The organism is Brevibacillus sp. JNUCC-41, assembly GCF_014844095.1.
In the GTDB taxonomy this organism is placed as follows: Bacteria; Bacillota; Bacilli; order Bacillales; family DSM-1321; genus Peribacillus; species Peribacillus aracenensis.
Genome location: NZ_CP062163.1, coordinates 4,345,603 through 4,368,996, shown reverse-complemented (window position 1 = coordinate 4,368,996; position 23,394 = coordinate 4,345,603). Strand labels below are relative to the sequence as shown.

The 23,394-nt window shown below is 33.6% G+C and carries 31 protein-coding genes and 1 other RNA gene; 13 read left to right on the top strand and 19 right to left on the bottom strand.

Translation table 11 applies throughout. From position 1 onward, the window contains the following. The first annotated feature begins 108 nt into the window (after window positions 1-108). Genes JNUCC41_RS21275 through JNUCC41_RS21265 form a run of 3 tightly spaced genes read left to right on the top strand, consistent with a single transcriptional unit; the run spans window position 109 to window position 1,996 of the window. Entirely contained in the window at window positions 109-489 is a 381-nt protein-coding gene (locus JNUCC41_RS21275; RefSeq protein WP_192204722.1) for a GntR family transcriptional regulator, read from the top strand. After that, window positions 489-1,340: an ABC transporter ATP-binding protein gene (locus tag JNUCC41_RS21270; RefSeq protein WP_192204721.1), complete on the top strand. Its 852-nt coding sequence runs from the start codon at window positions 489-491 to the stop codon at window positions 1,338-1,340. Before JNUCC41_RS21275 ends, JNUCC41_RS21270 begins: the two co-directional genes overlap by 1 nt. Before the next feature lie 5 nt (window positions 1,341-1,345). Then, a complete protein-coding gene (locus JNUCC41_RS21265; protein WP_192204720.1) occupies window positions 1,346-1,996 on the top strand; it encodes an ABC-2 transporter permease in 651 nt (216 codons plus the stop codon). Between the two features lie 500 nt (window positions 1,997-2,496). Here the strand turns inward: JNUCC41_RS21265 and JNUCC41_RS21260 are convergent, their stop codons facing one another. The 3 genes from JNUCC41_RS21260 to ssrS all read right to left on the bottom strand — a co-directional run bounded on the left by JNUCC41_RS21260 (window position 2,497) and on the right by ssrS (window position 4,832). Further along, window positions 2,497-2,685, bottom strand: coding sequence for a hypothetical protein (locus JNUCC41_RS21260; RefSeq protein WP_192204719.1), 189 nt, complete (start codon window positions 2,683-2,685; stop codon window positions 2,497-2,499). A gap of 303 nt (window positions 2,686-2,988) precedes the next feature. After that, complete coding sequence (locus JNUCC41_RS21255) at window positions 2,989-4,356, bottom strand: MFS transporter (RefSeq protein WP_192204718.1); 1,368 nt, start codon at window positions 4,354-4,356, stop codon at window positions 2,989-2,991. 288 nt (window positions 4,357-4,644) lie between these two features. Continuing rightward, a non-coding RNA gene (gene ssrS, locus JNUCC41_RS21250) (6S RNA) lies at window positions 4,645-4,832 on the bottom strand. 359 nt (window positions 4,833-5,191) lie between these two features. On the opposite strand from ssrS, the gene tatA reads away from it, so the two are divergent. Then, window positions 5,192-5,398 carry a twin-arginine translocase TatA/TatE family subunit gene (gene tatA / locus JNUCC41_RS21245; protein ID WP_192204717.1) on the top strand — a complete coding sequence of 69 codons (207 nt, stop codon included), beginning with the start codon at window positions 5,192-5,194 and terminating at the stop codon, window positions 5,396-5,398. A 326-nt stretch (window positions 5,399-5,724) separates the two neighbouring features. Here the strand turns inward: tatA and JNUCC41_RS27165 are convergent, their stop codons facing one another. Further along, window positions 5,725-7,023: a globin-coupled sensor protein gene (locus JNUCC41_RS27165; protein ID WP_192204716.1), complete on the bottom strand. Its 1,299-nt coding sequence runs from the start codon at window positions 7,021-7,023 to the stop codon at window positions 5,725-5,727. A gap of 294 nt (window positions 7,024-7,317) precedes the next feature. Between JNUCC41_RS27165 and JNUCC41_RS21235 the strand changes: the two genes are divergently transcribed. Then, entirely contained in the window at window positions 7,318-8,379 is a 1,062-nt protein-coding gene (locus tag JNUCC41_RS21235; protein ID WP_192204715.1) for a DUF3900 domain-containing protein, read from the top strand. Window positions 8,380-8,617: 238 nt separating this feature from the next. On the opposite strand, the gene JNUCC41_RS21230 is transcribed toward JNUCC41_RS21235, so the two are convergent. From JNUCC41_RS21230 to JNUCC41_RS21215, 4 genes are all read right to left on the bottom strand, one after another. Then, window positions 8,618-8,890, bottom strand: coding sequence for a hypothetical protein (locus JNUCC41_RS21230; protein WP_192204714.1), 273 nt, complete (start codon window positions 8,888-8,890; stop codon window positions 8,618-8,620). Window positions 8,891-8,897: 7 nt separating this feature from the next. After that, a complete protein-coding gene (locus JNUCC41_RS21225; protein ID WP_192204713.1) occupies window positions 8,898-9,071 on the bottom strand; it encodes a hypothetical protein in 174 nt (57 codons plus the stop codon). A gap of 248 nt (window positions 9,072-9,319) precedes the next feature. Next, window positions 9,320-9,523: a hypothetical protein gene (locus JNUCC41_RS21220; protein WP_053346496.1), complete on the bottom strand. Its 204-nt coding sequence runs from the start codon at window positions 9,521-9,523 to the stop codon at window positions 9,320-9,322. Between the two features lie 307 nt (window positions 9,524-9,830). Beyond that, on the bottom strand, window positions 9,831-10,679 hold the full coding sequence (locus tag JNUCC41_RS21215; protein ID WP_192204712.1) for a pyridoxamine kinase: 849 nt from the start codon (window positions 10,677-10,679) through the stop codon (window positions 9,831-9,833). A 209-nt stretch (window positions 10,680-10,888) separates the two neighbouring features. Here JNUCC41_RS21215 and JNUCC41_RS21210 point away from each other — a divergent pair, with 209 nt between their 5' ends. Next, window positions 10,889-11,428 carry an ECF transporter S component gene (locus JNUCC41_RS21210; RefSeq protein ID WP_192204711.1) on the top strand — a complete coding sequence of 180 codons (540 nt, stop codon included), beginning with the start codon at window positions 10,889-10,891 and terminating at the stop codon, window positions 11,426-11,428. Window positions 11,429-11,849: 421 nt separating this feature from the next. Here the strand turns inward: JNUCC41_RS21210 and JNUCC41_RS21205 are convergent, their stop codons facing one another. After that, a complete protein-coding gene (locus tag JNUCC41_RS21205) occupies window positions 11,850-12,017 on the bottom strand; it encodes a hypothetical protein (RefSeq protein WP_153246107.1) in 168 nt (55 codons plus the stop codon). A gap of 331 nt (window positions 12,018-12,348) precedes the next feature. Next, the gene (locus tag JNUCC41_RS21200) at window positions 12,349-12,624 is read right to left on the bottom strand and encodes a YolD-like family protein (protein WP_192204710.1); all 276 of its coding nucleotides are present in this window, start codon (window positions 12,622-12,624) and stop codon (window positions 12,349-12,351) included. 46 nt (window positions 12,625-12,670) lie between these two features. Between JNUCC41_RS21200 and JNUCC41_RS21195 the strand changes: the two genes are divergently transcribed. The 7 genes from JNUCC41_RS21195 to JNUCC41_RS21165 all read left to right on the top strand — a co-directional run bounded on the left by JNUCC41_RS21195 (window position 12,671) and on the right by JNUCC41_RS21165 (window position 17,061). Next, entirely contained in the window at window positions 12,671-13,498 is an 828-nt protein-coding gene (locus JNUCC41_RS21195) for an FtsK/SpoIIIE domain-containing protein (protein ID WP_192204709.1), read from the top strand. Between the two features lie 377 nt (window positions 13,499-13,875). Beyond that, window positions 13,876-14,307, top strand: coding sequence for a hypothetical protein (locus JNUCC41_RS21190; protein WP_228467400.1), 432 nt, complete (start codon window positions 13,876-13,878; stop codon window positions 14,305-14,307). Between the two features lie 73 nt (window positions 14,308-14,380). Continuing rightward, window positions 14,381-14,851 (top strand): hypothetical protein, encoded by a 471-nt coding sequence (locus JNUCC41_RS21185; protein ID WP_192204708.1) that lies wholly within the window; start codon window positions 14,381-14,383, stop codon window positions 14,849-14,851. A gap of 30 nt (window positions 14,852-14,881) precedes the next feature. Beyond that, complete coding sequence (locus JNUCC41_RS21180) at window positions 14,882-15,277, top strand: hypothetical protein (RefSeq protein ID WP_192204707.1); 396 nt, start codon at window positions 14,882-14,884, stop codon at window positions 15,275-15,277. A gap of 458 nt (window positions 15,278-15,735) precedes the next feature. Then, window positions 15,736-16,125: a LexA family transcriptional regulator gene (locus JNUCC41_RS21175; protein WP_192204706.1), complete on the top strand. Its 390-nt coding sequence runs from the start codon at window positions 15,736-15,738 to the stop codon at window positions 16,123-16,125. Window positions 16,126-16,262: 137 nt separating this feature from the next. Continuing rightward, window positions 16,263-16,787 (top strand): hypothetical protein, encoded by a 525-nt coding sequence (locus tag JNUCC41_RS21170; RefSeq protein WP_192204705.1) that lies wholly within the window; start codon window positions 16,263-16,265, stop codon window positions 16,785-16,787. Beyond that, window positions 16,774-17,061 carry a hypothetical protein gene (locus tag JNUCC41_RS21165; RefSeq protein WP_192204704.1) on the top strand — a complete coding sequence of 96 codons (288 nt, stop codon included), beginning with the start codon at window positions 16,774-16,776 and terminating at the stop codon, window positions 17,059-17,061. The genes JNUCC41_RS21170 and JNUCC41_RS21165 overlap by 14 nt, the downstream gene beginning before the upstream one ends. 151 nt (window positions 17,062-17,212) lie before the next feature. Here the strand turns inward: JNUCC41_RS21165 and JNUCC41_RS21160 are convergent, their stop codons facing one another. The 9 genes from JNUCC41_RS21160 to JNUCC41_RS21120 all read right to left on the bottom strand — a co-directional run bounded on the left by JNUCC41_RS21160 (window position 17,213) and on the right by JNUCC41_RS21120 (window position 23,034). Next, on the bottom strand, window positions 17,213-17,437 hold the full coding sequence (locus JNUCC41_RS21160; RefSeq protein ID WP_192204703.1) for a hypothetical protein: 225 nt from the start codon (window positions 17,435-17,437) through the stop codon (window positions 17,213-17,215). A 13-nt stretch (window positions 17,438-17,450) separates the two neighbouring features. Further along, a complete protein-coding gene (locus JNUCC41_RS21155) occupies window positions 17,451-18,182 on the bottom strand; it encodes a hypothetical protein (protein ID WP_192204702.1) in 732 nt (243 codons plus the stop codon). Between the two features lie 561 nt (window positions 18,183-18,743). After that, window positions 18,744-18,887: an SPOR domain-containing protein gene (locus tag JNUCC41_RS26865; RefSeq protein WP_228467686.1), complete on the bottom strand. Its 144-nt coding sequence runs from the start codon at window positions 18,885-18,887 to the stop codon at window positions 18,744-18,746. A 169-nt stretch (window positions 18,888-19,056) separates the two neighbouring features. Further along, a complete protein-coding gene (locus JNUCC41_RS21145; protein ID WP_192204701.1) occupies window positions 19,057-19,404 on the bottom strand; it encodes an N-acetylmuramoyl-L-alanine amidase in 348 nt (115 codons plus the stop codon). Window positions 19,405-19,421: 17 nt separating this feature from the next. Continuing rightward, window positions 19,422-19,649 carry a BhlA/UviB family holin-like peptide gene (locus JNUCC41_RS21140; RefSeq protein WP_228467399.1) on the bottom strand — a complete coding sequence of 76 codons (228 nt, stop codon included), beginning with the start codon at window positions 19,647-19,649 and terminating at the stop codon, window positions 19,422-19,424. Window positions 19,650-20,127: 478 nt separating this feature from the next. Beyond that, window positions 20,128-20,838 carry a hypothetical protein gene (locus JNUCC41_RS21135; protein WP_192204700.1) on the bottom strand — a complete coding sequence of 237 codons (711 nt, stop codon included), beginning with the start codon at window positions 20,836-20,838 and terminating at the stop codon, window positions 20,128-20,130. Between the two features lie 107 nt (window positions 20,839-20,945). Then, the gene (locus tag JNUCC41_RS21130) at window positions 20,946-21,197 is read right to left on the bottom strand and encodes a hypothetical protein (protein WP_192204699.1); all 252 of its coding nucleotides are present in this window, start codon (window positions 21,195-21,197) and stop codon (window positions 20,946-20,948) included. Window positions 21,198-21,331: 134 nt separating this feature from the next. Beyond that, a complete protein-coding gene (locus JNUCC41_RS21125) occupies window positions 21,332-21,535 on the bottom strand; it encodes a hypothetical protein (RefSeq protein WP_192204698.1) in 204 nt (67 codons plus the stop codon). Between the two features lie 764 nt (window positions 21,536-22,299). Then, window positions 22,300-23,034: an HNH endonuclease gene (locus JNUCC41_RS21120; protein ID WP_192204697.1), complete on the bottom strand. Its 735-nt coding sequence runs from the start codon at window positions 23,032-23,034 to the stop codon at window positions 22,300-22,302. Between the last annotated feature and the right edge of the window lie 360 nt (window positions 23,035-23,394).

Sequence of the window (23,394 nt, the reverse complement as noted above, 5' to 3'; positions counted from 1 at the left end):
AATCTTAAGAAATTATTTTTTCTTGATAATTGAAATTAACTTGTAATGATTGTATATTATGTATATAGTGTATATCAATGAAATATACAGTTGAAAAAGAGGGTTTCTATGAAAATAATTATTAAAAATGGTTCCGAACATCCGTTATATCAACAAATAAAGGATCAAATCAAAGGTGGAATTCTCCGTCAGGAATTAAAAGAAGGTGAAAAACTTCCGTCCATTCGTTCATTAGCAAATGATTTACATGTTAGTGTTCTTACAACAAAAAGAGTATATGACGAATTAGAAAAGGAAGGATTTATTGTAACAACCGTTGGAAAGGGTTCATTTGTAGCATCCGACAACTTAGAGATGTTGTCGGAATCTAAAAGGCGCATGATTGAAAAAAAGCTCTCAGAGGCATGGCAAATGGCTAAAACTCTAGGAATAAATAAACAAGAACTTTATTTAATGATGGATATCATTTTTGAAGAGGATGATGAGTGATGACAGCTGTTTTAGATGTGAAAAACTTAAAGAAAGAGTTAGATACTTTCAGCTTAGATAACGTTGAATTTTTATTAAACGAAGGTTGTATAACTGGATTTATCGGAATTAATGGTTCCGGAAAAACAACAACTATAAAAACTATACTTGGACTTTATCCAAGGGACGAAGGTAGCATTAAGTTTTTTGGCAAAGAAATAGAAAAAAATGAGTACATAGTAAAGAATCGTATCGGGGTTGTTTTAGATGAAGGCTATTTTTATGAAGATATGACATTGAAAGAAATGAAAAGTATAATTGCTCCTGCATATACGAACTGGGATGAATCTGTTTTTTTAAAGTATATCAATCGATTTAATTTGAAATTAAACCAAAAAATTGCAACCTTATCGAAAGGTATGCGAATGAAATTTGCCATTACATTAGCTCTTTCTCATCATGCTGATTTATTGATAATGGATGAGCCAACAAGTGGTCTTGACCCATTAATTCGTAATGAGTTAATGGAGATACTTTTAGACTTCATGGAAGAGGATGGAAAAAGTGTATTCTTTTCTACTCATATAACTTCTGATTTGGATAAAGTAGCTGACATGCTTATATTGATTGATAAAGGCAGAATCATATTCAACGAAAGTAAAGATGACCTACTGGATAGGCATGCTTTGGTCAAAGGAGATAATAGTTTAATCAATGAACATACAAGAAGATTATTTTTAAGTTTGCGTCAAACAGCAGTTGGCTTCGAAGGAATTACCGACAAATTAGAGGTAGTACGTGAACAAATGAACGATTGTCTAATAGAGAGGCCTTCCATTGAAAATATAATGTTAGCCTATGTAAAGGAGTGATAAAAATGCTATTTCATCTTGTCAAAAAGGATTTCATTCTAGCCAAAAAATATCTATTATTTATGGTTATTTTTGCAGTTATTGGACCCATAATTATTTATTCAAAGTTAGGATTTGATAACGGTAGCTTTACAAGTTTTCTTATTACCGTTTTATTTACGGAATATATTTTGTTTAATATGGTTTCGATGCAAGAGGATAAATATGTGGGATCAGCACTTCTTTGTACAACCCCACATACTCGTAATGGTGTCATTAAAGCAAAATATCTATTTGTTCTTGTGATTTTTATTGGGTGTTTCCTTTTATTTAACCTTGCAGGAGCAATTGGTTCTTCTACAGGGCTAGCAAGATTAAATATTTATAGTATAGGGATAGCTCTTTTGATCATTTCTATTTTTTTCGGAATATTAATACCTATTCAAACTAAATTTGGCTATGAAAAAACAAAGTATATCTTTTTTATTTTGATATTTTTAACTCCATTTATACTACCTACTATTATTGAATGGTATCAATCGATGAATTTTAATATCAATTTTCACTTGCCACTACCTCAAACAGTAATGGTTTGGATGCCTTTTATGATATCTATATTTATTATCTTAATTTCAATGATTATATCAATCAAAATCTTTTCAAAGAAAAACTTATAGCTTCTTATTTTGAGGTGAATATACATGAAAGTAATAATATTTGTAATACTGTTTGCATTTTTAGTATTTGTAATTAAAAAAAGTCGATTCCTTTGAAGGATATCGGCTTTTTTAGATTTAAATTTCCTAAGCGTACAAAATTTCCGAAATATTGGCTTCCCCCCCTCTTATTAAAGAGAGCTCAGACTGGAGGCAAACTCGAAGACACGCCAGTTTGTCCACATTTTTTTCTAAAAAAACATTCCAGTTGATCGGAATATGCGTTCAATACTCCTTGCGGGGAAAGGGGTCCACCCACAGTCGCAAGCAGCGCCAATGGGCAGACCGCCCGCGGAAAGCGAGTGCCTGGAGAGGAAAACGCCGTTCAAATCTTATTATAAAATCCGAGTGATAATTCCCTCGATAAAATCGTGAAAGGGATTCGAAATGTGACCATTCCAAACCCCTTTTTTAAACAAATGAGCCCTCTTTTCAAAGAGGGCTTTTAACGAATATAAGGATTAAGCTTCCAAGGCTTCTTTACGCTTTCTTTTCCTTGATTCTGTTATAAGATCATAAGCAAGGTAAAGGATGATGGCTCCGCCTAATAATTTAACATATAACGGAATGTCCGCTACAAAGAAATAAATCATAGAGAATAATGTCCCTATAATGCTTAACCAAAAAATTACATGTTTTAAAATTTTCAAAGTAAGACTCCTCACAAAAGATGAGATTATTTTTTCTAGTTCGCTCCATTTTAAGGAGGAATTAATTATCCGTACCATCATTCTAACATTTATTCTTACCCTTAAGAGTGACTTGAATTACGAAATTATGAACATTTAAGCAACTTTTCTCAAGAATAGGACAAGCCATCCAGAAACCTTTCCGCTTATTCTTTTCAATTTTCATATAGAACCATTACTTCGTCAAAATAGGACAATAAAACAAATATGCATGAAATGACTGCGGAGGGAGGTATCCCTGCACTGCATTTCATGCATTTAATTTTACAAGACGTTCATTTTATTGGACTCTTCCACCATTTCTTCAGCTGGTTCCAGATGATCATGTTTATAATAAGCCATTTTTACTGGAACGAATGATAACGCAACCGCTGCAATGAGACCCGGAATAGCGAAGGCGATGAAATTCAGTTGGATGGGCAGCGAGATGGATAATAGGAATCCGCCGAGGATTGGTCCGAGCATACCGCCGATCCTTCCGATTCCAGATGCAACCCCTAATGCCGTAGATCTAATATTGGGTGGATAGTACTGGGAAACATAGGCTTGTACAAGATTTTGGGCACCAATGGTACAGGCTCCTGCAACCGCTACCAAAGTGTAAATTACAAAGGAGCTTCCGCCCATTCCCAATAGGGTCAAACTGACTGCCCCAAGCGCATACATCGGCACAAGCATTTTCTTGGATCCATAGCGATCACAAAGTTTAGCGATGATAAGTGTGCCTACGATAGCGCCCCCTTGAAGAACGATCAAGAAACCTAAGCTTGAATTCAGCGCATAGCCTGCCTCGATCATTAACTTTGGTAACCATGTATTCAATCCATATACCATCAATAGGCACATGAAAAAGGCAATCCAGAACATCAGTGTGCTTAATGCACGGGAATCCTTGAATAATCCAACAATCGGCATATTCGCATCTGTTTTTTTCACTTCCACCATTTCATCCTTGATGTCGAATTTACTCTCCGGACTGACCTTGGATAATACCCTGATCAATTCTTCTTTTTTGCCAATTCTGATCAGATGCGTCGAAGCCTCTGGTAAACGCTTCATCATGAAGGGTAAAAATAACAATGGTATACCTGCAAACCAGAATATTGATTCCCAGCCTAGTGAAGGCATAAGCAAGATACCCAGTATCGGGGCAAGCATCCCTCCGAATGAGTAACCGCACAAAACGATTGAAACGACCATGCTCCGCATCGTTTTCGGTGCATAATCCGTCAATAAGGCAATGACGTTCGGCATGATTCCCCCTAGCCCTAATCCGGCTAAAAATCGGAAAGTCGAAAACATGGTAGGCGTGTTCGCGAATCCACATAATAGTGTAAATAAACTAAATAAAATCAGTGAAATAGCGATTACATTTTTTCTGCCAATCCGATCTGCTAATGTACCAAAGAAAATGGCCCCGAACATCATTCCAAATAGTCCATAGCTCCCCATGGCCCCCGCTTCCACGGAAGTAAGGTTCCACTCCTCCGTCAATACCGGGACAACCGTACCGTAAACGACGAGGTCATAGCCATCAAAAAGGATAATGATAAAACACCATGCCAGCAATCCAAAATGAAATCGATTGAACTTACTGTTGCTAATTACCTCGCTCGTATTAATTTTAGCCATAAAATTTTCTCCTCTCCAGGTGACGCCAGTACTTCCATCAAAATGACAGCGCTTACGTAATCCTTTAAAAAAATATCAACTCACCATCATTTTATACAAATAGTGAACTGTGTTATCTAATTATTATTATAAATGCTAATTATCTGATATTTCAATAAAAAGTTTCATATATTTTTCATAAATATCTTAAAATGTTTTCTGATGCTATCGATATATACAAAGTTCCGAAAATAAGTAAGAACAACAAAAAACCAGTCCCTTATCGGAACTGGTTTCTAATTATAAAAGTAGTAAGCCGCAATTGCCGTATTCAAGTAAGAAAGTTTTAAACCACCACTCCTCAAAGTGGGTGTTTGCAGAAACGATCCTGTTGTCCAAGTCAGTGACGAGGCATAACATTCCTGTCTCGATATAAAACTCCCTATTACAGCTTAAAGGTTAAAACTTAATTATCATTACGAACAACGCAGCTTGTATAGTTATAATACCGAAATATCTTCAATCTTGCAAGTTTAATCATTCCAAGACAACAAAAAAATTTCATGTTACACATTAAGCAGGCGGATTAGTCATGCCCAAACGGCAAAATTAATGGCTGCACTCTAATTTCCCATGCTGTCCCCGACTTTCATTGATATCTATTTAAGAAATAGCATCCTTGGGTATTTAATATTTTCTGATAGAATGTGCAAGATAAAATAAGGACGGAATTGAAAGTGTTTGTCTTGCGAAGATCATCAGATGCTGAACTTTATAGTATATCCTAAATAACATTTGCAAATACATGGAAGGAGTCTATAATATTAACTAACAGACTTGATTGGAGTGACTAGTTATGCTTTCAAACATTGGTTTTCCCGGTTTGATTTTAATCCTTCTTTTGGCTTTAATTGTTTTTGGACCGAACAAGCTGCCTCAAATTGGTCGGGCAGTGGGTACCTCACTAAGGGAGTTTAAGGATGCAACCAAAGGAATAACAGAAGAAATACAAGAGGAATTCAAGGAAGATGTACAAGCTGCAAAAAAAGAATCGATCAAATGAAAAAGACGCCTGCACGCAGCAGGCGTCTTTGATGCGTTTGTGGCGCAGAACCGTCAGGCCACATCCCGACGTTTAGCTAAAAGCATGTTCTACGACTTACACAAATTAGCTCATCGCTTTATTAATATAACATTAAACTTATTTTATATCAAGTGATTTATTGAGCAGCCTGTTACCGGTACCTTGGGATCGTTTTATTTCCTTCATGTTTGTTCCTATTCTATAAACCGCTTTAGGGCTTTTTTATAAATATTCTATCGAGTTGTTTATTAAAATATGAATGCACCCCAACAAGGTGTTCCATCAAACAAAATCGTTACACTTCATTACAAGTTCATCGTCAATTGAGTCAATTGATCCGAGGAAACGGCCACCTGATTGAACGCTTCATTAATATCCTCGAATATCCCATTCAGCTCTGTCATTTCCTTTGAGATCTTAATATTCTGCTCTTTAACAGAAAGCATGGAGTTTGCTATTTCAGTAAAAAATATGCCAGTCTCTTTTCCTTGTTTCGTGCCTTTAGTAATTTCACCGCTAACCATGGTAATTGACGTGTTCATGACATCGGTAAAATGAGCAATTCCATTAACCAGTTTCACTACTTCCGAAACTGATTCCTTGGTATTTTCTGAAAGCTTCCTAACCTCACCAGCCACAACCGCAAATCCTTTACCATTTTCACCGGCTCTTGCCGCTTCAATCGCTGCGTTCAACGCCAACAAATTCGTTTGCTCTGCAATTGAAGTGATGATCGTGACAATTCGTTCAATTTCCTTTGACGTATTGGATAGCTGTTCCATATCTTTGGAGATGATCGTCATTTGCTCTTGCGTTTTTACCAATCTTCTCTCTAATCCTTGTAACAGTTCGACTCCCTCATTTGATTTTCCCTCTGCATGTATGGCAATCTCTGACCCTTTTTGAGTGAAATCATGAATTTCGCCTACCTTATTTGCCATTAATTGAGTTGCTGAACTAGTCTCTTGGCTGATTGCTGCCAATTCCTCTGCATTATGATTGACCTGTAGTTTAATCGTTTCTTTTTCTGCTAAGCTTTTTTGGCGAATCTTCTCATTTTCAAGTTCATATGCCTCTAAAACTATTTGCTGCTCTAAATTAAAAATTTTAGTGACAGCCAGAATGTTTTCTTGATATTGCTCAATATTTTTTATATCGGAAATCACATGAATGATTAATGATTGCAATAAATCCTGAAAAGCACTCATATACCATTTTGGCTGCAGTCCAATTTGCACATGTACTTGTGCGATAATATAACGCTGTTTAACATACGCATCATCAATGGTACCGCTAAACATTTCGAACATATGGCGATGCAATGTTTTTTTCAATCTCTCAACAGAACTATTGTCCGAAATGATTTTCATTAAAGAGGGTTCATTTTCTAGATTTTTATAAAAATTCCCTACAATTTGGGTCAAGTGCTCTTTCACTTTTTCCTGTAAAGAACGAATTATGCACAAATCCCCGATCGTCAAATGAATCATGTCCACTTGATTCAATACACTCGGATATTCGCTGATATTGATACCGACTTGTTCTTTATATTGCATATAGTCTATTGAATCTATCTTTTGTCTACTTCTCCATATACTTTTCATGATTGAATTACCCTCCATTTTTTTCTACCCATATATACTATTTCGACATAAAGTCTATTAATCTTAATTCACTTTGATAAATTTTCCTCATTCACACAAGACTTATGAACTATTTATGTCCAAACAAAAAAACACTCCAGTGAGTGTCTCAGAGAAGATTATGAAATAATTCATCAATATTCTTCTGACCATTCGTGCACCAATCGTTTGACGGAATCAAAGTACATCACTATACTTATTAAGTCTTAAAAAAAGTACGGGAATAATGCTTACTAATTGAAGAAGGTGACATTCATGGATTTTACAATTACCTATCTATCTTTTTATCTAATCCAAGTTGAAGGAAAAGGCGATCAAGCTGATAAGCGTTTTAAACATTTCCAAACACTTGATACCCAGGAATACGAGGAAAGTCCTCTAAAGGATTTTTTGGATGGGGAATTGATGAAGATTTCCAAGCGAAAAGTGGACCGTCATCCAAAAACTGAACAAATACCGACGAAACTCGGTTCTTTTATTGTCGAAGAAGGACATGCACTTGATTCCAACCCTAATTACAATGTATTTAACCGTGTTCGCTATGCCAAAACGAAAGAGGAATTCCAAGAGGAAAATGAACAATTCACGCGGTCCTATATTGATACAAGTGCCGTCCGTGGCGGTGTCTTCATAATTGCTTCGGCTAAATTATCGAAATATCTTGATGAACCATTCGTATTCTTATTAAAATGTGATTTCGAGCCTAAAGTTGCTTCCATTTCGGATGAACGAACCTTGATTAGGCACGTTGAAATGGCAATCACCACTAAAAATATGAAATCGATTCAATACCCCTACATGCCCGAAGAAGGAATGGTCGAAGAAGGCGAACTGAAAATTCACCAGGCTTCACATGCCCGCTACTTCGAAGATTTCTTGAAATTCGTTGAATATGGCGAATCGATGCCGGAAATCATGAAAAACCAGGTCATCCACATGGTCCATGAACATGTATCCGCACAATTCGAAGACAACAGTGACGAACTGCACAAATTCGAACAAGACCTGGAAATCTGGGAAACGAGTGAAAAACGGGAAATCCAGGAACGACTTGAAACCCATCAGGTCGTCGAAGCCACGGCCCAGATTGTCGAGCATACACCTGAAGCCGAACTGCGCATGAAGTTAGGCAGTACATCCATCAAAGGACTTCTAGCCGATTTCGGCGAAAGCATCCATTTAGGCAAGATTAACGGGAAGTATGTATTAATGATAGAAGCCGATACGATAGAGTTCGATAAAGGTGTCTCGCCGATTGAATTTCATAGGCCGGATGATTTGCAAATTCTAATTGAAAAAATAATAAATAAAAGTTAAGAAATAGTCCGAGTTTTGTGAGCAAAAATGTGAGCAGTATGTAATCAATTTTAGACCTTAAAATACTATTAATACTCTTAAATCTAACTACTAACTTTTGTTAGTAGTTTCTCCAGTTTATTTATTTTTTCCAATCCTATTTTCAATTAAGAAGTTAAATATATTTTTTAGAAATGCATGCTTATCATGAGCCTAAGTAAATACTGCTACTTAGCCTCTTTTCTTATAGAACTTGTTTTCATACAACTTCACGTTCTGGTATTCCAAAGTTATAAATTTCCCCTTGCCTGCCACGTTTAGGAAGATTATTTTGCATTTTCTCATAAGATGTTTGCTTCCTCATTGTAGCGAATAACACTTCCACCGTGACTTTTGCAGCTTCTTTATTACCTTTCCTATCGTATTTATCAAGTTGCCTCTTTAACTCGGTAATCTCTAACTCAGTGGCTGTGATAATTTCTTGGAGGACATCATTGGCGAGAGTAATGGAAGGAAGATATCTGTTATTCATTAGTTGATCACCCTGTATTCACAGATGTAGTCAACTGGAGAATCATAAGGAAAGTGTTCTTCATGCCATTGAACACACCCTCTGATGTTTCTACGTTGTATGTAAACACTTCGCCAGTTCCAGCTACATAATCGTGAAGGTCGTCAATAGTAGCAAGTTTGTATTGGAATCCTGCTTGCATTTCTTCTTCAAATACAATCCATTGCTCTTGGTTGTCAGTTACGAATACCTTTTTAACCTCAATTGTTTGAGTTGTCTAGAAGATTTATTTGAAATTGAATTAGTTCAAACTGAAGAAAACCACCAATAGCAATTACTGGTGGTCTTTTGTATAAACAGGAAATTTATTGTAAAAGATATTATTATCACTAGCTTTTCTTTCTTTATTAATTCCCCTTAACTGAGCTGAGGTATATTCCTTAGCTTTTTTCATTCCTCTTCAAGCCAAGGTTTATCGTTAAGTTTACCCTTTTTTAATAGTTCATAATATAGGTGAGTGAATGCTTTAGCCATTAATTCCATATTAGGCTCATTAGCATAAGTAATTTTACAAGGCGGTCTATCTTCTTTATTTGTTTTTGCACTCCATGGAATTTTTGCGTTTTTTAATTCTAAGCAACCTAATTGACGCATTTTCTTTATAATTTCTGATCTATCCTTATCAGGAAATAGAGCTTCTAATTCCTCGATTGTAGATAATATTGTTTTTTCTTCAAGTAATTTTTCTTAATCTTTGTAAAGGTCTATGGAAGTTAAATATTTTCAAACTTTAACGAACATAAATACTGGCTGTTGTGAGGTAAATAGAAAGTTTCCTTATTATTTAAGTGATTTTTTACAATATTCGGCAAAATATAAGTACTATTTAATTTATACAAAAAGCTCGGTTAGTCAAAAAGCCGAGCTTTTGTTACTCTATTTTTTCCATTTTTTAAAGCATTCATAATAACATTCGTAAATATTTTTCGAAGTTAACTCCTTCTACTTTAGGAATTTGCTCCAAGGAGGAATCATTGATAGCCTCTGTCAGGAATGCCACTGCGAGCTGTACGGATTTTTCTAGGTTCTCTCCACGCATCATGCTTCCCATAATCACAGATGCAAATAAATCACCAGTACCTGAATAGCTTTCACCGTTATACTGCGTCGCACTATAAAAGGTTCTACTTCCGTCCAAATACATATTTCCGATAAACTGCTTCTCTGAATCTGCTGACGGTGGATTCATTCCAGTGATGATAACCTGAGCTCCCGTTTCTTGCTGCAACATATTCCCTGCTTCTTCTATCGCTTTAATATAGTCCTCTTCGTTTGAATAGCTATGCAGCTTTTCATAAGACAATCCGGTTAATAAACAGCACTCTGTAACATTTGGTGTAATGACATCTGCACGCTTCACCAGTTCTCTCATAAGTACCAGTAATTCATCGGTAAAAAGTTTATAGACTTCTCCTATATCCCCCATTACTGGATCAACAAGTAAAATGGTTTCTTTTGTATAAAATTTATCTAAAAAATGGAAAATATTATCAATTTGCTCTTCACCAGTAACGAAGCCGGTATAGATTCCATCAAAGATTACATTAAGCTTGCTCCATTCTTCTATGAAGTATTTCATTTTGGATGTAAAATCTTCACAAAAAAAACTTGGATATCCGGTTTGCGCAGTCAATATGGCCGTTGGTAAAGGGCATGCCTGCACGCCCATGACCGAAAGAACCGGAATTGCAGCTGTTAATGAACATTTTCCAAAAGATGATAAATCCTGTAGTACAGCAACTTTTTTCATAATAACCTCCCTATGGCCTATCCACTTTAAACTTTATTTATCTTATCATAAATCAGCTAAAAACAGTCATCTCCTCTCTCTTTTCAATACGTATAATATCTGTATTTTTTATCAACTGACCTCATAGTTTTTTAATAAATTGACACTTTTATAGACACCAGTCTTTTGCTAAAATCATAAGAAAATTCTAGTTAGGAAGGTTTACAGATATGCAAAATACACAAAGTTATTCAAGGTCAAGTCAAAAAACTATGGATTTAATTATTACCGCAATGTTGATTGCACTTGTGTTCGTATCTACTTTCTTTTTGAATATTAAACTGCCAATTTCCGCAAATGGAGGGTTAGTTCATCTAGGAACAGCTATGCTTTTTATTGCATCTATTTTATTTGGTCCTAAAAAAGCAGCTCTTGCTGGTGCGATAGGAATGGGGTTATTTGATATAGTTGGAGGGTGGACATTGTGGGCACCTATCACCATTGTGGCGCGTGGTTTGCAAGGATATATAGTTGGTAAAATCGCTTGGTCAAAGGGTCGCAACGGTACTAGCACTGCTTTCAATGTAATAGCAACAATCGTTTCCATTCCATTTATGATAGCTGTTTATTATATTGGTGAAGGGATTCTATACGGTACTTGGATTGCACCTTTAGCTTCGATACCTGGAGATCTCGTTCAAAATATATTAGGAATTATCGTTGCCGTTCCAGTTTGTGTGGCTTTGAAAAAGGTTCCTTATTTTAAGTAAATTCGCTATAAAGGTAAACGTCAAGTAGCCCCCAAATACTACATGGATGGTGTATTTGGGGGCTATGTTTTGTTTGCTTCCCTTTTTATCGGTACTCTGCATGCAGAGGGTAAACTAGATGACCACGACAAGACTTTATCTATTTCTTTTTTTCATTCTTAAGTCTTTTAACGTGAGCTCTCATTTTATCTAATTCCTTTTGTTTCCCTTTTTCATCTTTTGCCAATGCAGAAAATAAAGCTATCGTGCCTTATTTGTCGAATTCTATATCTCCAGATCCACCTTTAGTAAAACTAAAGTATAGTTCCGTAAACGCCTTAACCATTAATTCGTAGTTAGGTTCAATTACAAAATAGCCATTTCCTCGCAGTTCTTTTCTTGGTTTACTCTTTTTCACATTAGAATAGTCCTTTCAATTAAACTATTTATTCTTTTCCTTATACAAAAACAGCCTACTTTCTTCTTTGGCTATACACTCGAAAAGCTTCCTTCTAAAATATTCATTAATATCGATATTATCCGCTGAAATAACTTCTACATCGGTCATATCGACATCATTAAGATTAATTTTCTTTGACTTTTTATCCAATCACTATCACTCTCCTGTCCTACATAATAATCTCCAAACAAAATATCTTATATTCACATTTCACTAAATTATCTATGAAAATAGTAACGAGTAAAATTATAGAAAATAAAAAATCACCAATCGTATAGACTGGTGATTTCTATTCATTATGTATATTTAGCTAAGATTAACTTCACTTCTTTTTTCAAGTATTTATCTACTGTAAATTCATTTAGGAATGTTCTACTCTTAATCCACAGTTTTCTTTTTGGTTTTGCTTTAGTCATTTTTTCACTCCATTACTTCTACCGCTACAAGATCTTCAAACTTCACCTTAATAATATGTCCCTTCTCATTTTCCAGCTCCAAATATATCGCCTTGGTGAATGGATCTAGCCTGTGTATCATCTCCTGTATACTCCCAATCAAATCCATCTCCCCAAACTTTAAACTTTACAAGTGAAGCAAACTCCATTGCGGTATGTATCTTGTTTTCAAACTCCTCTAACTGGTACTCATCTAATATTGGCTTTACTTGACGGTAATAATCCTTATTTGCTTCATTTAAGGACGGAACTTTTAAGGTTAAAAAGAAGGAAAAATGGAAAGCTATTCCGAACATTAACATGTATTCAGTCAGTCCATTTGTAATGCTAGACCCTGTAATTTGCCTAATGGGTGTTGGGTTACTTTCTATAGCTCTCTTGGAAAAGTTTTTTGAACATCAAGGAAATTATGATGTTTCAGAGTCCCTTCATACATGTTTTAATATCGCGATAGATTTTAAAAAGATCCAGCCACATTGCAAGGATAAAATAGTCCCTATTATGTGTGGTGTAGATAGGTCAGGTAAGATGAATGTAAAAGACATGGTAGAAGAACATCATATGTTGCTTACAGGAACAACTGGAAGTGGAAAATCATCATTGATTAGGGGGATATTGACTTCATTGATTCTGCATAACTCACCTGATGAAGTAAAATTCTTGTTTGGTGATTTGAAGTTCTCTGAATTCGGGATATATAAACGTTTACCTCATGTAATGGGTGTTTTTATGGATGCTAAGTTACTCCTCCCTCCCCTTCAAATAATTGAAAAAGAAATGGTTCGAAGAGGTAAATTACTTGATGCGATGGACGTTGAAAGTATTTATGAATTAGAAGTGAAGCTACCTACAATTGTGGTTTGTATTGATGATATTTTATTGCTTAAAGATAAACCAAAAATAATGAAGATAATTGAAAGTATATCTTGTATAGGTCGTTCTAATGGTGTTTATCTGATGTTGTCAATGCAACGTGGTGATGCGAAATCATTAGGTGGACAATTGAAAAATAACCTTACCTTTAGGATATCAGGTAAACAATCAGATGAAACGAATGCAAAAATAAGTGGATTGAAGCAATCAGTTGAATTATTTAATACAGGAAGGATGATACTTTCAATTCAAGGTAAAGAAATAGTGATTCAATTACCTCTAAAAGGTTACTTGATCCATTAAAAGTGAAACAAGAAAAAATAGAGCTTGAAGATGTCGCAGATCGAAAGGTAAATGAATTTTCATTAGATGAGGTGTTCGATAGTGAACCAAAGGGATAAAGCCATTATTAATGACTTGAGACAATTCAGAATGATGTCAAGAAACCAGATAGTTTAATTGCATTTTAAGCATCTTAAGAATCCTATAAATTCATTTAATAGCGTTTTAAAGTGTTTAACAAGAGATAACTTTATCAAATGCAGTACTCTTCACTCTCCATACGTTTACTTCACTGTTGACTGTGTAATATTAAACCAGACTCAACTAAAATACCCCACTTTCTTGAACTAGTCGATACTGTTATTGAAATGAAAGCACACAGAGAAACTAAAAACCTCATGATTGAGCCTAAATATGGTGACAAAGGCACAATAGAACCAGACATCTTTGCTATTTGGTTTAATCCAATATTTATTGAAGTTCAGCGAAATGTTTATACGAAAGTAGTCATGCAAAAGAAAATTGATCTTTATGAAACTTATTATGATACAGGTGATTGGAAAGATGAACCTTGGCAAAAGCCAGATAAAAAGGTATTCCCTTCTATCCTAATTATTACTCCTACTCGATATGCTGTTAAAAGTATAAAACTTGAAATTTATCAATCCCCTTCTATTGCTGACTTCATTGAAAGTAGGTTAGGCGGATCAACACTACAAATCAAACCTAAAAATGTTAAAAATGTAATTCAATCTAATGGTGGATCGTTGAAGTTAAAAAATAAAATGGATTTACAAAACATATCTATAACTGTTAATCTTCAAATGTAATGGATTTATTTACCTTTAAATCCCAGAAAGGGAATTAAATTCATTTCAACTAAATTATAATAGGAGATTAATTGTGAAAATTAAACCATATAAAAATCCACTAATTGCAGCAATTGAAAAACAAAATAAATTAATTAAACATTCTATAGATCTTGCAAATTCAACCAAAGACATAATACCTCCTGTATTTAGAGAAATACGAGAAAGTGCAATAGCCGTTGGAAATGTTGACCAAATTATAAAATCCGTAATTCCACAGTATAAAATTCAAGATACTTTTGAAAAGATACGCAAAGGGATTAAACAAACTGAGGAAGATATGGAAGTATTTCAGGCTACAATTGTTGAATTAGGATATCCACCTCACTATGATGTTGATATTAGACAGATGAGAATTATTATTAGAGATTTCATTGAGGATAAGAAACAAGTAGTGGAATATATTGATGAATTTATGGCATGGAATTATGATAATACTGCTATCTATGAAATGCTGATAAAGTGGGAAGGCAAACCATTTCTTGATAAAAGAATTCAAATTTAAAGAAATGTAGTTAAATCTCACAATCAAGGAATGTATCAATTATCTGTTCTGGGAATTATTTCTCAGTATGAAGGACTTATCGTAGATGCTTTTAAAATTACTGGGTATGTAAATGGAAACATTCAACAAATACTTTTAGAGCATTTACTGAAACATGAAAGTATGAGCAGTTTGGGTTTTGACAAGGTAATATTTGATTATTATAACTCAAATATTTTAGTATCTTTCCGACATGGAGAAGAATTAGGTAACGATATTAGTCGACATGCTATATTACATGGCGGTCACACAGATTTTGGCACTTTACCTATATCGCTGAAAGTCATTTTGCTTTTCGATTATCTAGTAGACGCAATTGAAGATTTAACTCCAGAAAGAATATTAGAATGTCAGATGGCTGTTGAAAAAAAGAGAAAGAAAAAATGATTGTTTTAAAGTGAAACAAATTTCAGAGGAGAAGAATGCATGGATGACAAAAGGTAATTATTAATTTGGACAGATATTCTTAATGAACATGGCGGAAATGAAACAGTAGATAATTATAAGAATGAATATAGAGATTTCGAGAATTCACAACTTATTAAGTTAATAGATGAGTTGATTATTACAAAATCAGAAAACAAACCATTTCGTTCAAGAGCAGAAGTTAGAACCACTAAAATTTTACTAACTATTGATGAATCAGATATAGATTATAATGATTTACTAGTGTCGTTACTCACCACAATGTTCTTAACTAATATTGAAGATTGGGCTCAACTGATTGTACAATTGGCATATTGTTTAAAGGAAATGAATGAAGATGTGTGTAAATCAATTTAGGTTAGATATTGCTGAACGTGTATATAGGACTTATAGGAAATAATTAGTTGTAGGTGAGAGTAATGAAAGATGAATTAAAAAGTCGGTTTAACATATTTATGGCTATTTTAGACCTTATCGAAACAAGTCAAAATGAAGATGGTATTTCTTATTTATCTCAAAAGGAAATTTCATCTCACTTAAGTATTAGTACAACAAATGTAAGTAACAGATTAAAAATTCTAGCTAAGTATAATGCCATAGTCAAAGAGGCACCAGGAGCTTACAGATTACTTCACAATGATATAAATTACACACCATATCCAAATGTAGTCAAAGTTGTTGAATTGTTAGAAGGCGCTCCTTCATTAATTGGCAAGTACAAAAAGCAGGAAGAATTATTGGGATTAGAAATAAATGAAGTACAACAAGCATGGGGATATATTCACGATTTAATATTGAAAAAAGTATGATAATAATATTATTAATCAATCTTAAGATTAACCAAAACCCAACTTAATTAGAGTAAGGGCATGTAATTTTTTTTCAATAATTTTATCAAAGTGAATTATAATAAATACGGATATATTCCACAAGGAGAAGATTATCTATGAAGAATTTAATAATTGTAAGTTTTGCTGCTTTAATGCTAGTAGCTTGTAGTAATGAAGAAAAAACTAGTGAACCTGCGAAGGATACAGCAAAAAACGTGTCAAATGAAGTTGCTAATGATACAACTAACGGCAATGAGGAAGTAGAACCTAAAGAAAGTAACAGTCTTAAAGATTCACTATCTGCTGATGAATTTAATGCAATGTTTAAGCAAGATCCAGAAGAAACACAATATCCAAACGGAAAATTTCAATTGAAAGATGGATCAATTGTAACCGCAGATAAGTTTAATTATGGAGAAAATGATGTATTTGATTATGCTTCTGTAATTTTCTATAAAGGTAAAATAGCGCATATGCAAGTTGATACTGAGTCATCTATTGAAGATATCGAAAAAGGACTTGGAGTTTCTTTTGAGAATTATACTGTTGAACCTTATAAGTTTGGGAGTGGTTATGAAGTTATTTTCAATGATACTTTTGCAGATGATAATATAGCAGTACTTCCTAATGAGTGGGAATAATAAAATGCAGATTATTTCTATAAAGGAATTTAACCATAAAAGTGTTTTAACTATTTCGGGAAATAATGGAGAACTTATTAGGAAAATAGATTTAATACAAGGTAATGAATATATTTTAAATCCTTTGAATCCGAACAAGCTTAAAAATCGAGATAGGAAAGTAATTTACATGAAGACAGAAAATAACAAAAGAGGGATATATGGTAAAGTTAAGTATCTTGACACATCCCGTCCGGGTAAAGTTGAAATTAGTGATTTAGATACTATGTTGTAATTATAATTGAAATGCTTCCCACAATAATGGGGAAAAATAAGAAGAGAAATAGAAGATATTAAAAGTTAATTACTAATGTAATCATACTATAATAAATTTGAAGTCTTTTTTCTGATATAAAAAAGCCCCTCTCAAAAGAGAAGGGTTTTATTTAGTCTTTTAACTTCACCATGTCCTTGTCAACTGAAATCACTTCATCATTAGCAAAAATAATATATGCAATACCACTATCATATTTTACTGATCTAAATTCACCTAAGACTTGAACTTTCCCTTTTTTTATTTGGTAAACTATTTGGTTATCATTTTCTTCGCTCTCATAAGCTACTAAATTATTAATTAAAAAACCCGAAAGGGGAATATCATATATTTTCATAGTTTACTCCTTTTTAATACAATGTTGTATTCGATAGCGGCTTATATTTAGATGGTACAAGTGACCTTAATGAATAATGATGCTTCATTTTGCCTTTTGTATCACCTATATGATAATGCCAAAACCAATCATTTGTACCTGGTTTTAGTCCGAGTTTACCATTATCTAAACGAAAAATCTGTGTTTTAGAGGGTTTATGAGTTATTTTTAATAATGATGTAATTTTACCTTTACTATTTTTCACATTCCATTCTAACTTATATTTTTTACCAGCAGATTTCAACTTATTCTTCAGGTATTTTGTAGCTATTTTATTACCTTGCTTTACTATGGTCTTTAAAGCCACTCTTGCAGCAGCTGCAGCTATAGGAATTAAGATTGGAGCAATCCTTGGAGTAATTGTTGATTGATCACCATCTATTTCATTATATAACGTTTCATGTTCCTTTTCTAATTGCAAAAATTCATTACTTTCGAAGTATTTGGTATAAACCTCTTCGAACTCTTCATCACTCATATTCTCGTAATCTGATTCTGTATATGGAATTTCTTCTAAGTAATTATCTATCTCCTGCTCAATATCTACTAACTCTTCAGATAATACTGTGTCATTTATAACATCAGAATATTCAATTTGGTTGGAATTATCTTGAACTGTATTGGCATTACCAACACCAGGACCTATAAAACCAATTAATAGTATTAAAGCTAAGAAACTATAAAAAAACCTTTTGAAATTTACCATGTTCTCACCACTCCCTTTTAACTATTTTTATCACGTATAATATTATAAACCATAAATTGTATTTGTAAACAAATTTTGGTTAATAATATTCCATAATACTAGCACTGGGACTATGTCTATATACCATTTAAAATAATTAGCCACTACCTTCAATTGTTGAACATCCTTCCTTAAATCATTAATATAACTTTTCTGCTTCATCTTAAATCGATAGGCTACATGCATGATCAAACTCTCTGACTTAATTAATAGCATATCAAGTGAACCTAGTTTTCCATTAAATCCAAATCTGTTAAAAAAGTAATCAAATAACTATGATTCTTTGAAATTGAAAAATCCACCTACTAAAAAACTATTAGGAAATTAAACCCTGAACAATCACAGATTCATGTTAAAAGTCATTTAATAAGTTATGACATTGAGGCTGCAAAAGATTTATTTAGGGCAACAAAAATGAAGTTTTGACTTATGAGGAATAGTTTTTCAGACCTACTAGTATAGTGATTTATTTATGATTAAGACAAAATAGCTCATACTCAAAAAGGAGTATGGGTTATGATTTTACCCTTTTACAATACTAGCTGAATATCCTTTTTTCTTTAACCCTGCCGTTAACTTAGTTGCATTCTTTTCATCAGAGAAAGCTCCGACTTGTACCTTATGTAAAACACTTTTCTTATCAACTGGTTTAGCTTGTTCTTTCAACTTTTTATCTGATAAAGTTTCAGCTATAGCCTTACAACATTTATCGAAGTTCTTTTTGTATGCATCAGCATTGGTTTTAGTATCAACAAAACATATTTCAATCAGAATAGCTAGTTTAGCTGTTCCCTTTAAAAATCCGAGATCAGTTCTTTTCTTCGCACCACAATCACTAATTCCAAGTGCTTCTGAAATAGCCTTCTACACTTTTAGCCAATGCTTTATTTCCGTCTCCATAATAAAGCACTTCTGTACCACCGACTTCCTTTGTACCAGCATTAAAATGTACAGATACATCTAAATCCCGACTTTTACCATTGTGATATTTTACAATTGTCTTGATATTATCCCGTTGTGTCTTTAACGTATCATCATTAAATGTATGTACTTTACAATCTAATTCTTTTAGATATTCTGCAACTTTCGGTACAACCATCCTTGCTTCATCTACTTCATCAATATATCCACTTGCACCACGTATAACTTTAGAGTGTCCACTTGAAATAACGAATTCATTCATTTTAAATACCTCCCTGGTTAATTCTTATTATCTTGAACGATGATTTGTTTAATTTCATTTACATCTTGAGCCAGTGTTGAGAATGCTTGAGCTTGTGTTTCAATTACGTCTTGATTCTTTTCAATTACAGCTTGATAATTCGCTTCTCTTTCTTTATTAGTTTTCATTGTTGAGTACAACATCCATACAAATAAGGCTGCGAATACACCTTCTTTTAAAAACATGCTTAAGATATCAGTTTCCAATGTCCATCACCCCTTTGATTGCAAAAAAAAAAGCCGCCCTCTTGGACGACGTAGAATTAGATTGCTATTTAGTTTTCAGTACCACACAAGTTATCTCACCATTCGCATCCTTCTAAAAAAGAAAAAAGGACAATCATTCCTTATGTCGAATTATAAATAAAGGTTACATATCAATTTTTTCAAAGGAGGAAATTATCATAGGTATTAATAATTCATCTACTGAAACAAGATCCATAGAGGGTAAGATTGTATCCCCACCTTCTCCTCCAACAACTAAAAAATAATTAATAATTATTTTCAGAGAGCATTAATTGTTCAATTTTCTTTTTTAAGAAATCAGGAAGGATGAATTACATGAGCAAAAAACAAGTAGGATCTACATCCCCAGTTAAACTAACTGGAAAAGCTCCAGGTGGTGGAATTAATGGATCTGTAGATGGTAAAATCGTATCCCCACCACCTAAAAAGATATAAGTTTTCATTGACTATCTTCAGGAATGGCTTTATCTTTTAGATTCCTATGATCTATCTCTTCAATAACCATTCCTGATTTGGTGTCAACAAATACTCTTTTAACCTCATAGTCATAATGTTTGTTAATTGATTCTTTCCATTCATTTGTTTTCTCCAATACAAGTCCTTTATCGGTTTCTACGGGTCTTGAAGCTTTAGCCATAGAACCTATAATCTTTTCCTCAGGTTTATCAATTTTATAAACAATATAGACAGCTTCCTTCTCTTTTTCATCCTCATTGACTTTAATGAAAAATTCTTCCCAAACTGACGTACTTGAAGATAATGGTGCTATCTTTCTCAACTTTCTAATTTTATTAATAAGCATATGGAGTATATCGTTTCCCCATAAACTCCATAATGAACAAATTAAAAAGCTTACTACAAAACTTAAAAATAAAAACAATACTAGATACTGAATATCTGATGTTGCAGTATTTAAATTTTCAACAGTCCAGACTCTTTTTACTGATAAAGGACCATTTTTAAATACCGCTCCCCAAGCATTTAATACTAACAGTGTACCAAAACTAACAGGAAGCCATAATAAAGCTGCTATCCCTGATAGCTCTGGTGCAGTATGTTTTACAGAAGGGGTAAGCCCGAATGCCTGCAACCAGAAGTAAGCCATAATACCAGGTAAAATAAATACAAATGTACTCAAAAATTCTGCCACAATTCCACCTCACTATTAATATTCTACATTTAAACTCATTTCCCTGTTTATTCATAAAAAATAGCACTTCAATTAAGAAGTGCATACCGGACAGTTTGTACCAATTCTCAGTTACTTATCTTCTCATAATCCTCTTTATAGCGCCTCATATAAGAAACTGCTTCTGTTACAAACCGAGTGCTAATTTTTTTATTCCTTGAGGTTTCATATGATACTGGTAATAATTCACCATCACGGTAAACAAATTTCCCTTTAAAATTTTGATCAGTAAACGGGTCATATCCAAGCAGATATACTGGGAAATCTTGTTGTGTTAATTCAGCTACAAAAACTTCTTCGACATGTAATTTCGATTTCATAATAAATCCTCCTTTTTAATCTATTGATATCTAAACCTTTTAGTGCAAAAATTGTCAATAGAAATGAAGAATTATTACGAAATGTTTATTTCAAAAGTTAAAATGCATAACATTATGGAAAGTTGCTTTCTTTGTTAACGTTTCTTCAAATCAACCTTTACAATATCAGGAATACCTTTTTCTCCACCATCCCATTCAATATTTGTCGACTCTCTCGGTACTACAATTTGGCAACACCATGTTTCATTCGATACCAACTTAGCTTGACAAGATCCAGTTGACGAATATTGCTGTAGACCTGCCCACCCGGTGTATAAAATAACATATCCATTTAACATAAAATAGCCTCCTTTGTCATTGAAAACTATTTTCGACAAAAGTGTAAGTGTTTCCTTTAATTTTAGTTGACGTTTTATAATTTAAAGCGTGTCCAACATTGTCAATATATGACCACATATATGTTCCCGGATATCTTAGTGGATGAATTCCATCTGATTCCCACTCTATTACCGCACAGTTTGTTCCGAAAGCGACAATATATATAACAGTTATATTATAATTAACTTATTATATTTGAAGGAGTGGCTAAAATGAGATTGTTAGCATTAAGTCACAAAAAATTTAAAAGTCATGAATTCTATTTTATAACAGAGGGACCTCAACTGGATGGTTCGTATTCTGTCAGTTTTAAATCCCCTCATTCTCCTGAAAAATATTTAGCAACTTGTCATAGTTTAAAGGATTGTAGAATTGAAATCTCTAACTATGTTATTAACAATCCTATACGGTAATGAAAATACAATCTTTAATCAGCTGTGTAAAAAACCTCACCGGAAGAAAGACATACCTGATCAATGGAAAGTTTCACAATTTCTATAAGGAGGAACATCTTTCGCATTGGAAATCAAGGCATAAGAAAAGACAGGTCATTTCTGTCTGTCTCTATATGTCACCATATGGTTCAGAGCACATCTTCAACCGTTCTGGTCGTAGTTGTTACCTTCCCATGGCGAGTGTTATTGGCATAGCTTAAAGCTTTAGCCTCCCTCTGCTCTCTATAGATTCGAACTGTTTCCAGTTGGGCTTTCCTCGGTATTGTCTTTTATAAAAAACATTGGAATTTTTCGGGTACTTGATGCCATAAATGAGATTGTTGGGAACTGTGACAAGAATTACAGTTCGTTTCAAGATTTTCTAAAATATTAGCTTTTTCATAATTGCCATTAAAAAAACGGAAAGGGATTTTATGATGGACCATCAATTTTGCTTCACTTTCAGGTATTCCGCATTGTACACATTTATGCCCATCACGTTTTAATGCTTTTCTTCTCTGTGATTTCCAATTTTCACCTCTATAATTATCACATCCACCTCGCCATGAAGGAGCATTTTCACCATTGAAAGTGTAAGACATCCATTCATTTTTACACTTTTGATCGCAAAAATTATTTTCTTTAATATCACTTAGGTAAAGGGTCAATTTGTTTCCGCAATGCTTACAATTTGTTTCTCCCGTTCTAGAAGCAAAACATTTTTTGGAACAATACTTACCTCTACCATCCTTCAATCGAGCAGGGATGATGTGCATTTCTTTTCCGCATTTCAGACAATTTGTTTGAATTTTATTTTCCCTGTTTGCAGGTCTACACTTAACAGAACAAAATCTTGTTCTTGAGCTTTTAGGTCGGAATACTTTCTTACAATACTCACATTCTTTATCAGAAAGTTTCCTATTGATTTTTGATACACCCTTAAATCTACACTCATTTGAACAGAATTTTGCTGTGCTATACCCTTTAATAAATTTTTTACCGCATTCTTGGCATATGAATTCCATGTTTTCACCCCGCGTTATAATCTACTATACTTAATTAAAATTATCTAATTTTAACATAATATGGTATAACAAAACATGGGGTAATTGATTTTTTATAAAAGATTTTCACCGATTTAACCGAGTTTATTTTTCCGTATATCCCTATACGACAAGGTTAAAAGTTAACCTTTCAAGTTAACCTGTTTGGGCATCAGTAATCGCTTCTACTGCCTGCATTAACGGCTTGCCAGTTATTGAAGCCATATCACCATTACCGTCATACATCTTTTTATACGTCATTGATATACCAACGTTCCTTGTATATACATTGACCAACACATAGCTAAGAAAGTGTATAAAACACTGCATATTCCTATTAGA

Bases quoted from the DNA above. Each gene is read 5' to 3' on its own strand.
- JNUCC41_RS21275 (WP_192204722.1), top strand. From the start codon at position 109: ATGAAAATAATTATTAAAAATGGTTCCGAACATCCGTTATATCAACAA.
- JNUCC41_RS21270 (WP_192204721.1), top strand. From the start codon at position 489: ATGACAGCTGTTTTAGATGTGAAAAACTTAAAGAAAGAGTTAGATACT.
- JNUCC41_RS21265 (WP_192204720.1), top strand. From the start codon at position 1,346: ATGCTATTTCATCTTGTCAAAAAGGATTTCATTCTAGCCAAAAAATAT.
- JNUCC41_RS21255 (WP_192204718.1), bottom strand. From the start codon at position 4,356: ATGGCTAAAATTAATACGAGCGAGGTAATTAGCAACAGTAAGTTCAAT.
- tatA (WP_192204717.1), top strand. From the start codon at position 5,192: ATGCTTTCAAACATTGGTTTTCCCGGTTTGATTTTAATCCTTCTTTTG.
- JNUCC41_RS27165 (WP_192204716.1), bottom strand. From the start codon at position 7,023: ATGAAAAGTATATGGAGAAGTAGACAAAAGATAGATTCAATAGACTAT.
- JNUCC41_RS21235 (WP_192204715.1), top strand. From the start codon at position 7,318: ATGGATTTTACAATTACCTATCTATCTTTTTATCTAATCCAAGTTGAA.
- JNUCC41_RS21230 (WP_192204714.1), bottom strand. From the start codon at position 8,890: ATGAATAACAGATATCTTCCTTCCATTACTCTCGCCAATGATGTCCTC.
- JNUCC41_RS21225 (WP_192204713.1), bottom strand. From the start codon at position 9,071: ATGCAAGCAGGATTCCAATACAAACTTGCTACTATTGACGACCTTCAC.
- JNUCC41_RS21220 (WP_053346496.1), bottom strand. From the start codon at position 9,523: ATGCGTCAATTAGGTTGCTTAGAATTAAAAAACGCAAAAATTCCATGG.
- JNUCC41_RS21215 (WP_192204712.1), bottom strand. From the start codon at position 10,679: ATGAAAAAAGTTGCTGTACTACAGGATTTATCATCTTTTGGAAAATGT.
- JNUCC41_RS21210 (WP_192204711.1), top strand. From the start codon at position 10,889: ATGCAAAATACACAAAGTTATTCAAGGTCAAGTCAAAAAACTATGGAT.
- JNUCC41_RS21200 (WP_192204710.1), bottom strand. From the start codon at position 12,624: ATGTTAATGTTCGGAATAGCTTTCCATTTTTCCTTCTTTTTAACCTTA.
- JNUCC41_RS21195 (WP_192204709.1), top strand. From the start codon at position 12,671: ATGGGTGTTGGGTTACTTTCTATAGCTCTCTTGGAAAAGTTTTTTGAA.
- JNUCC41_RS21190 (WP_228467400.1), top strand. From the start codon at position 13,876: ATGATTGAGCCTAAATATGGTGACAAAGGCACAATAGAACCAGACATC.
- JNUCC41_RS21180 (WP_192204707.1), top strand. From the start codon at position 14,882: ATGTATCAATTATCTGTTCTGGGAATTATTTCTCAGTATGAAGGACTT.
- JNUCC41_RS21175 (WP_192204706.1), top strand. From the start codon at position 15,736: ATGAAAGATGAATTAAAAAGTCGGTTTAACATATTTATGGCTATTTTA.
- JNUCC41_RS21170 (WP_192204705.1), top strand. From the start codon at position 16,263: ATGAAGAATTTAATAATTGTAAGTTTTGCTGCTTTAATGCTAGTAGCT.
- JNUCC41_RS21165 (WP_192204704.1), top strand. From the start codon at position 16,774: ATGAGTGGGAATAATAAAATGCAGATTATTTCTATAAAGGAATTTAAC.
- JNUCC41_RS21160 (WP_192204703.1), bottom strand. From the start codon at position 17,437: ATGAAAATATATGATATTCCCCTTTCGGGTTTTTTAATTAATAATTTA.
- JNUCC41_RS21155 (WP_192204702.1), bottom strand. From the start codon at position 18,182: ATGGTAAATTTCAAAAGGTTTTTTTATAGTTTCTTAGCTTTAATACTA.
- JNUCC41_RS21145 (WP_192204701.1), bottom strand. From the start codon at position 19,404: ATGAATGAATTCGTTATTTCAAGTGGACACTCTAAAGTTATACGTGGT.
- JNUCC41_RS21130 (WP_192204699.1), bottom strand. From the start codon at position 21,197: ATGAAATCGAAATTACATGTCGAAGAAGTTTTTGTAGCTGAATTAACA.
- JNUCC41_RS21125 (WP_192204698.1), bottom strand. From the start codon at position 21,535: ATGTTAAATGGATATGTTATTTTATACACCGGGTGGGCAGGTCTACAG.
- JNUCC41_RS21120 (WP_192204697.1), bottom strand. From the start codon at position 23,034: ATGGAATTCATATGCCAAGAATGCGGTAAAAAATTTATTAAAGGGTAT.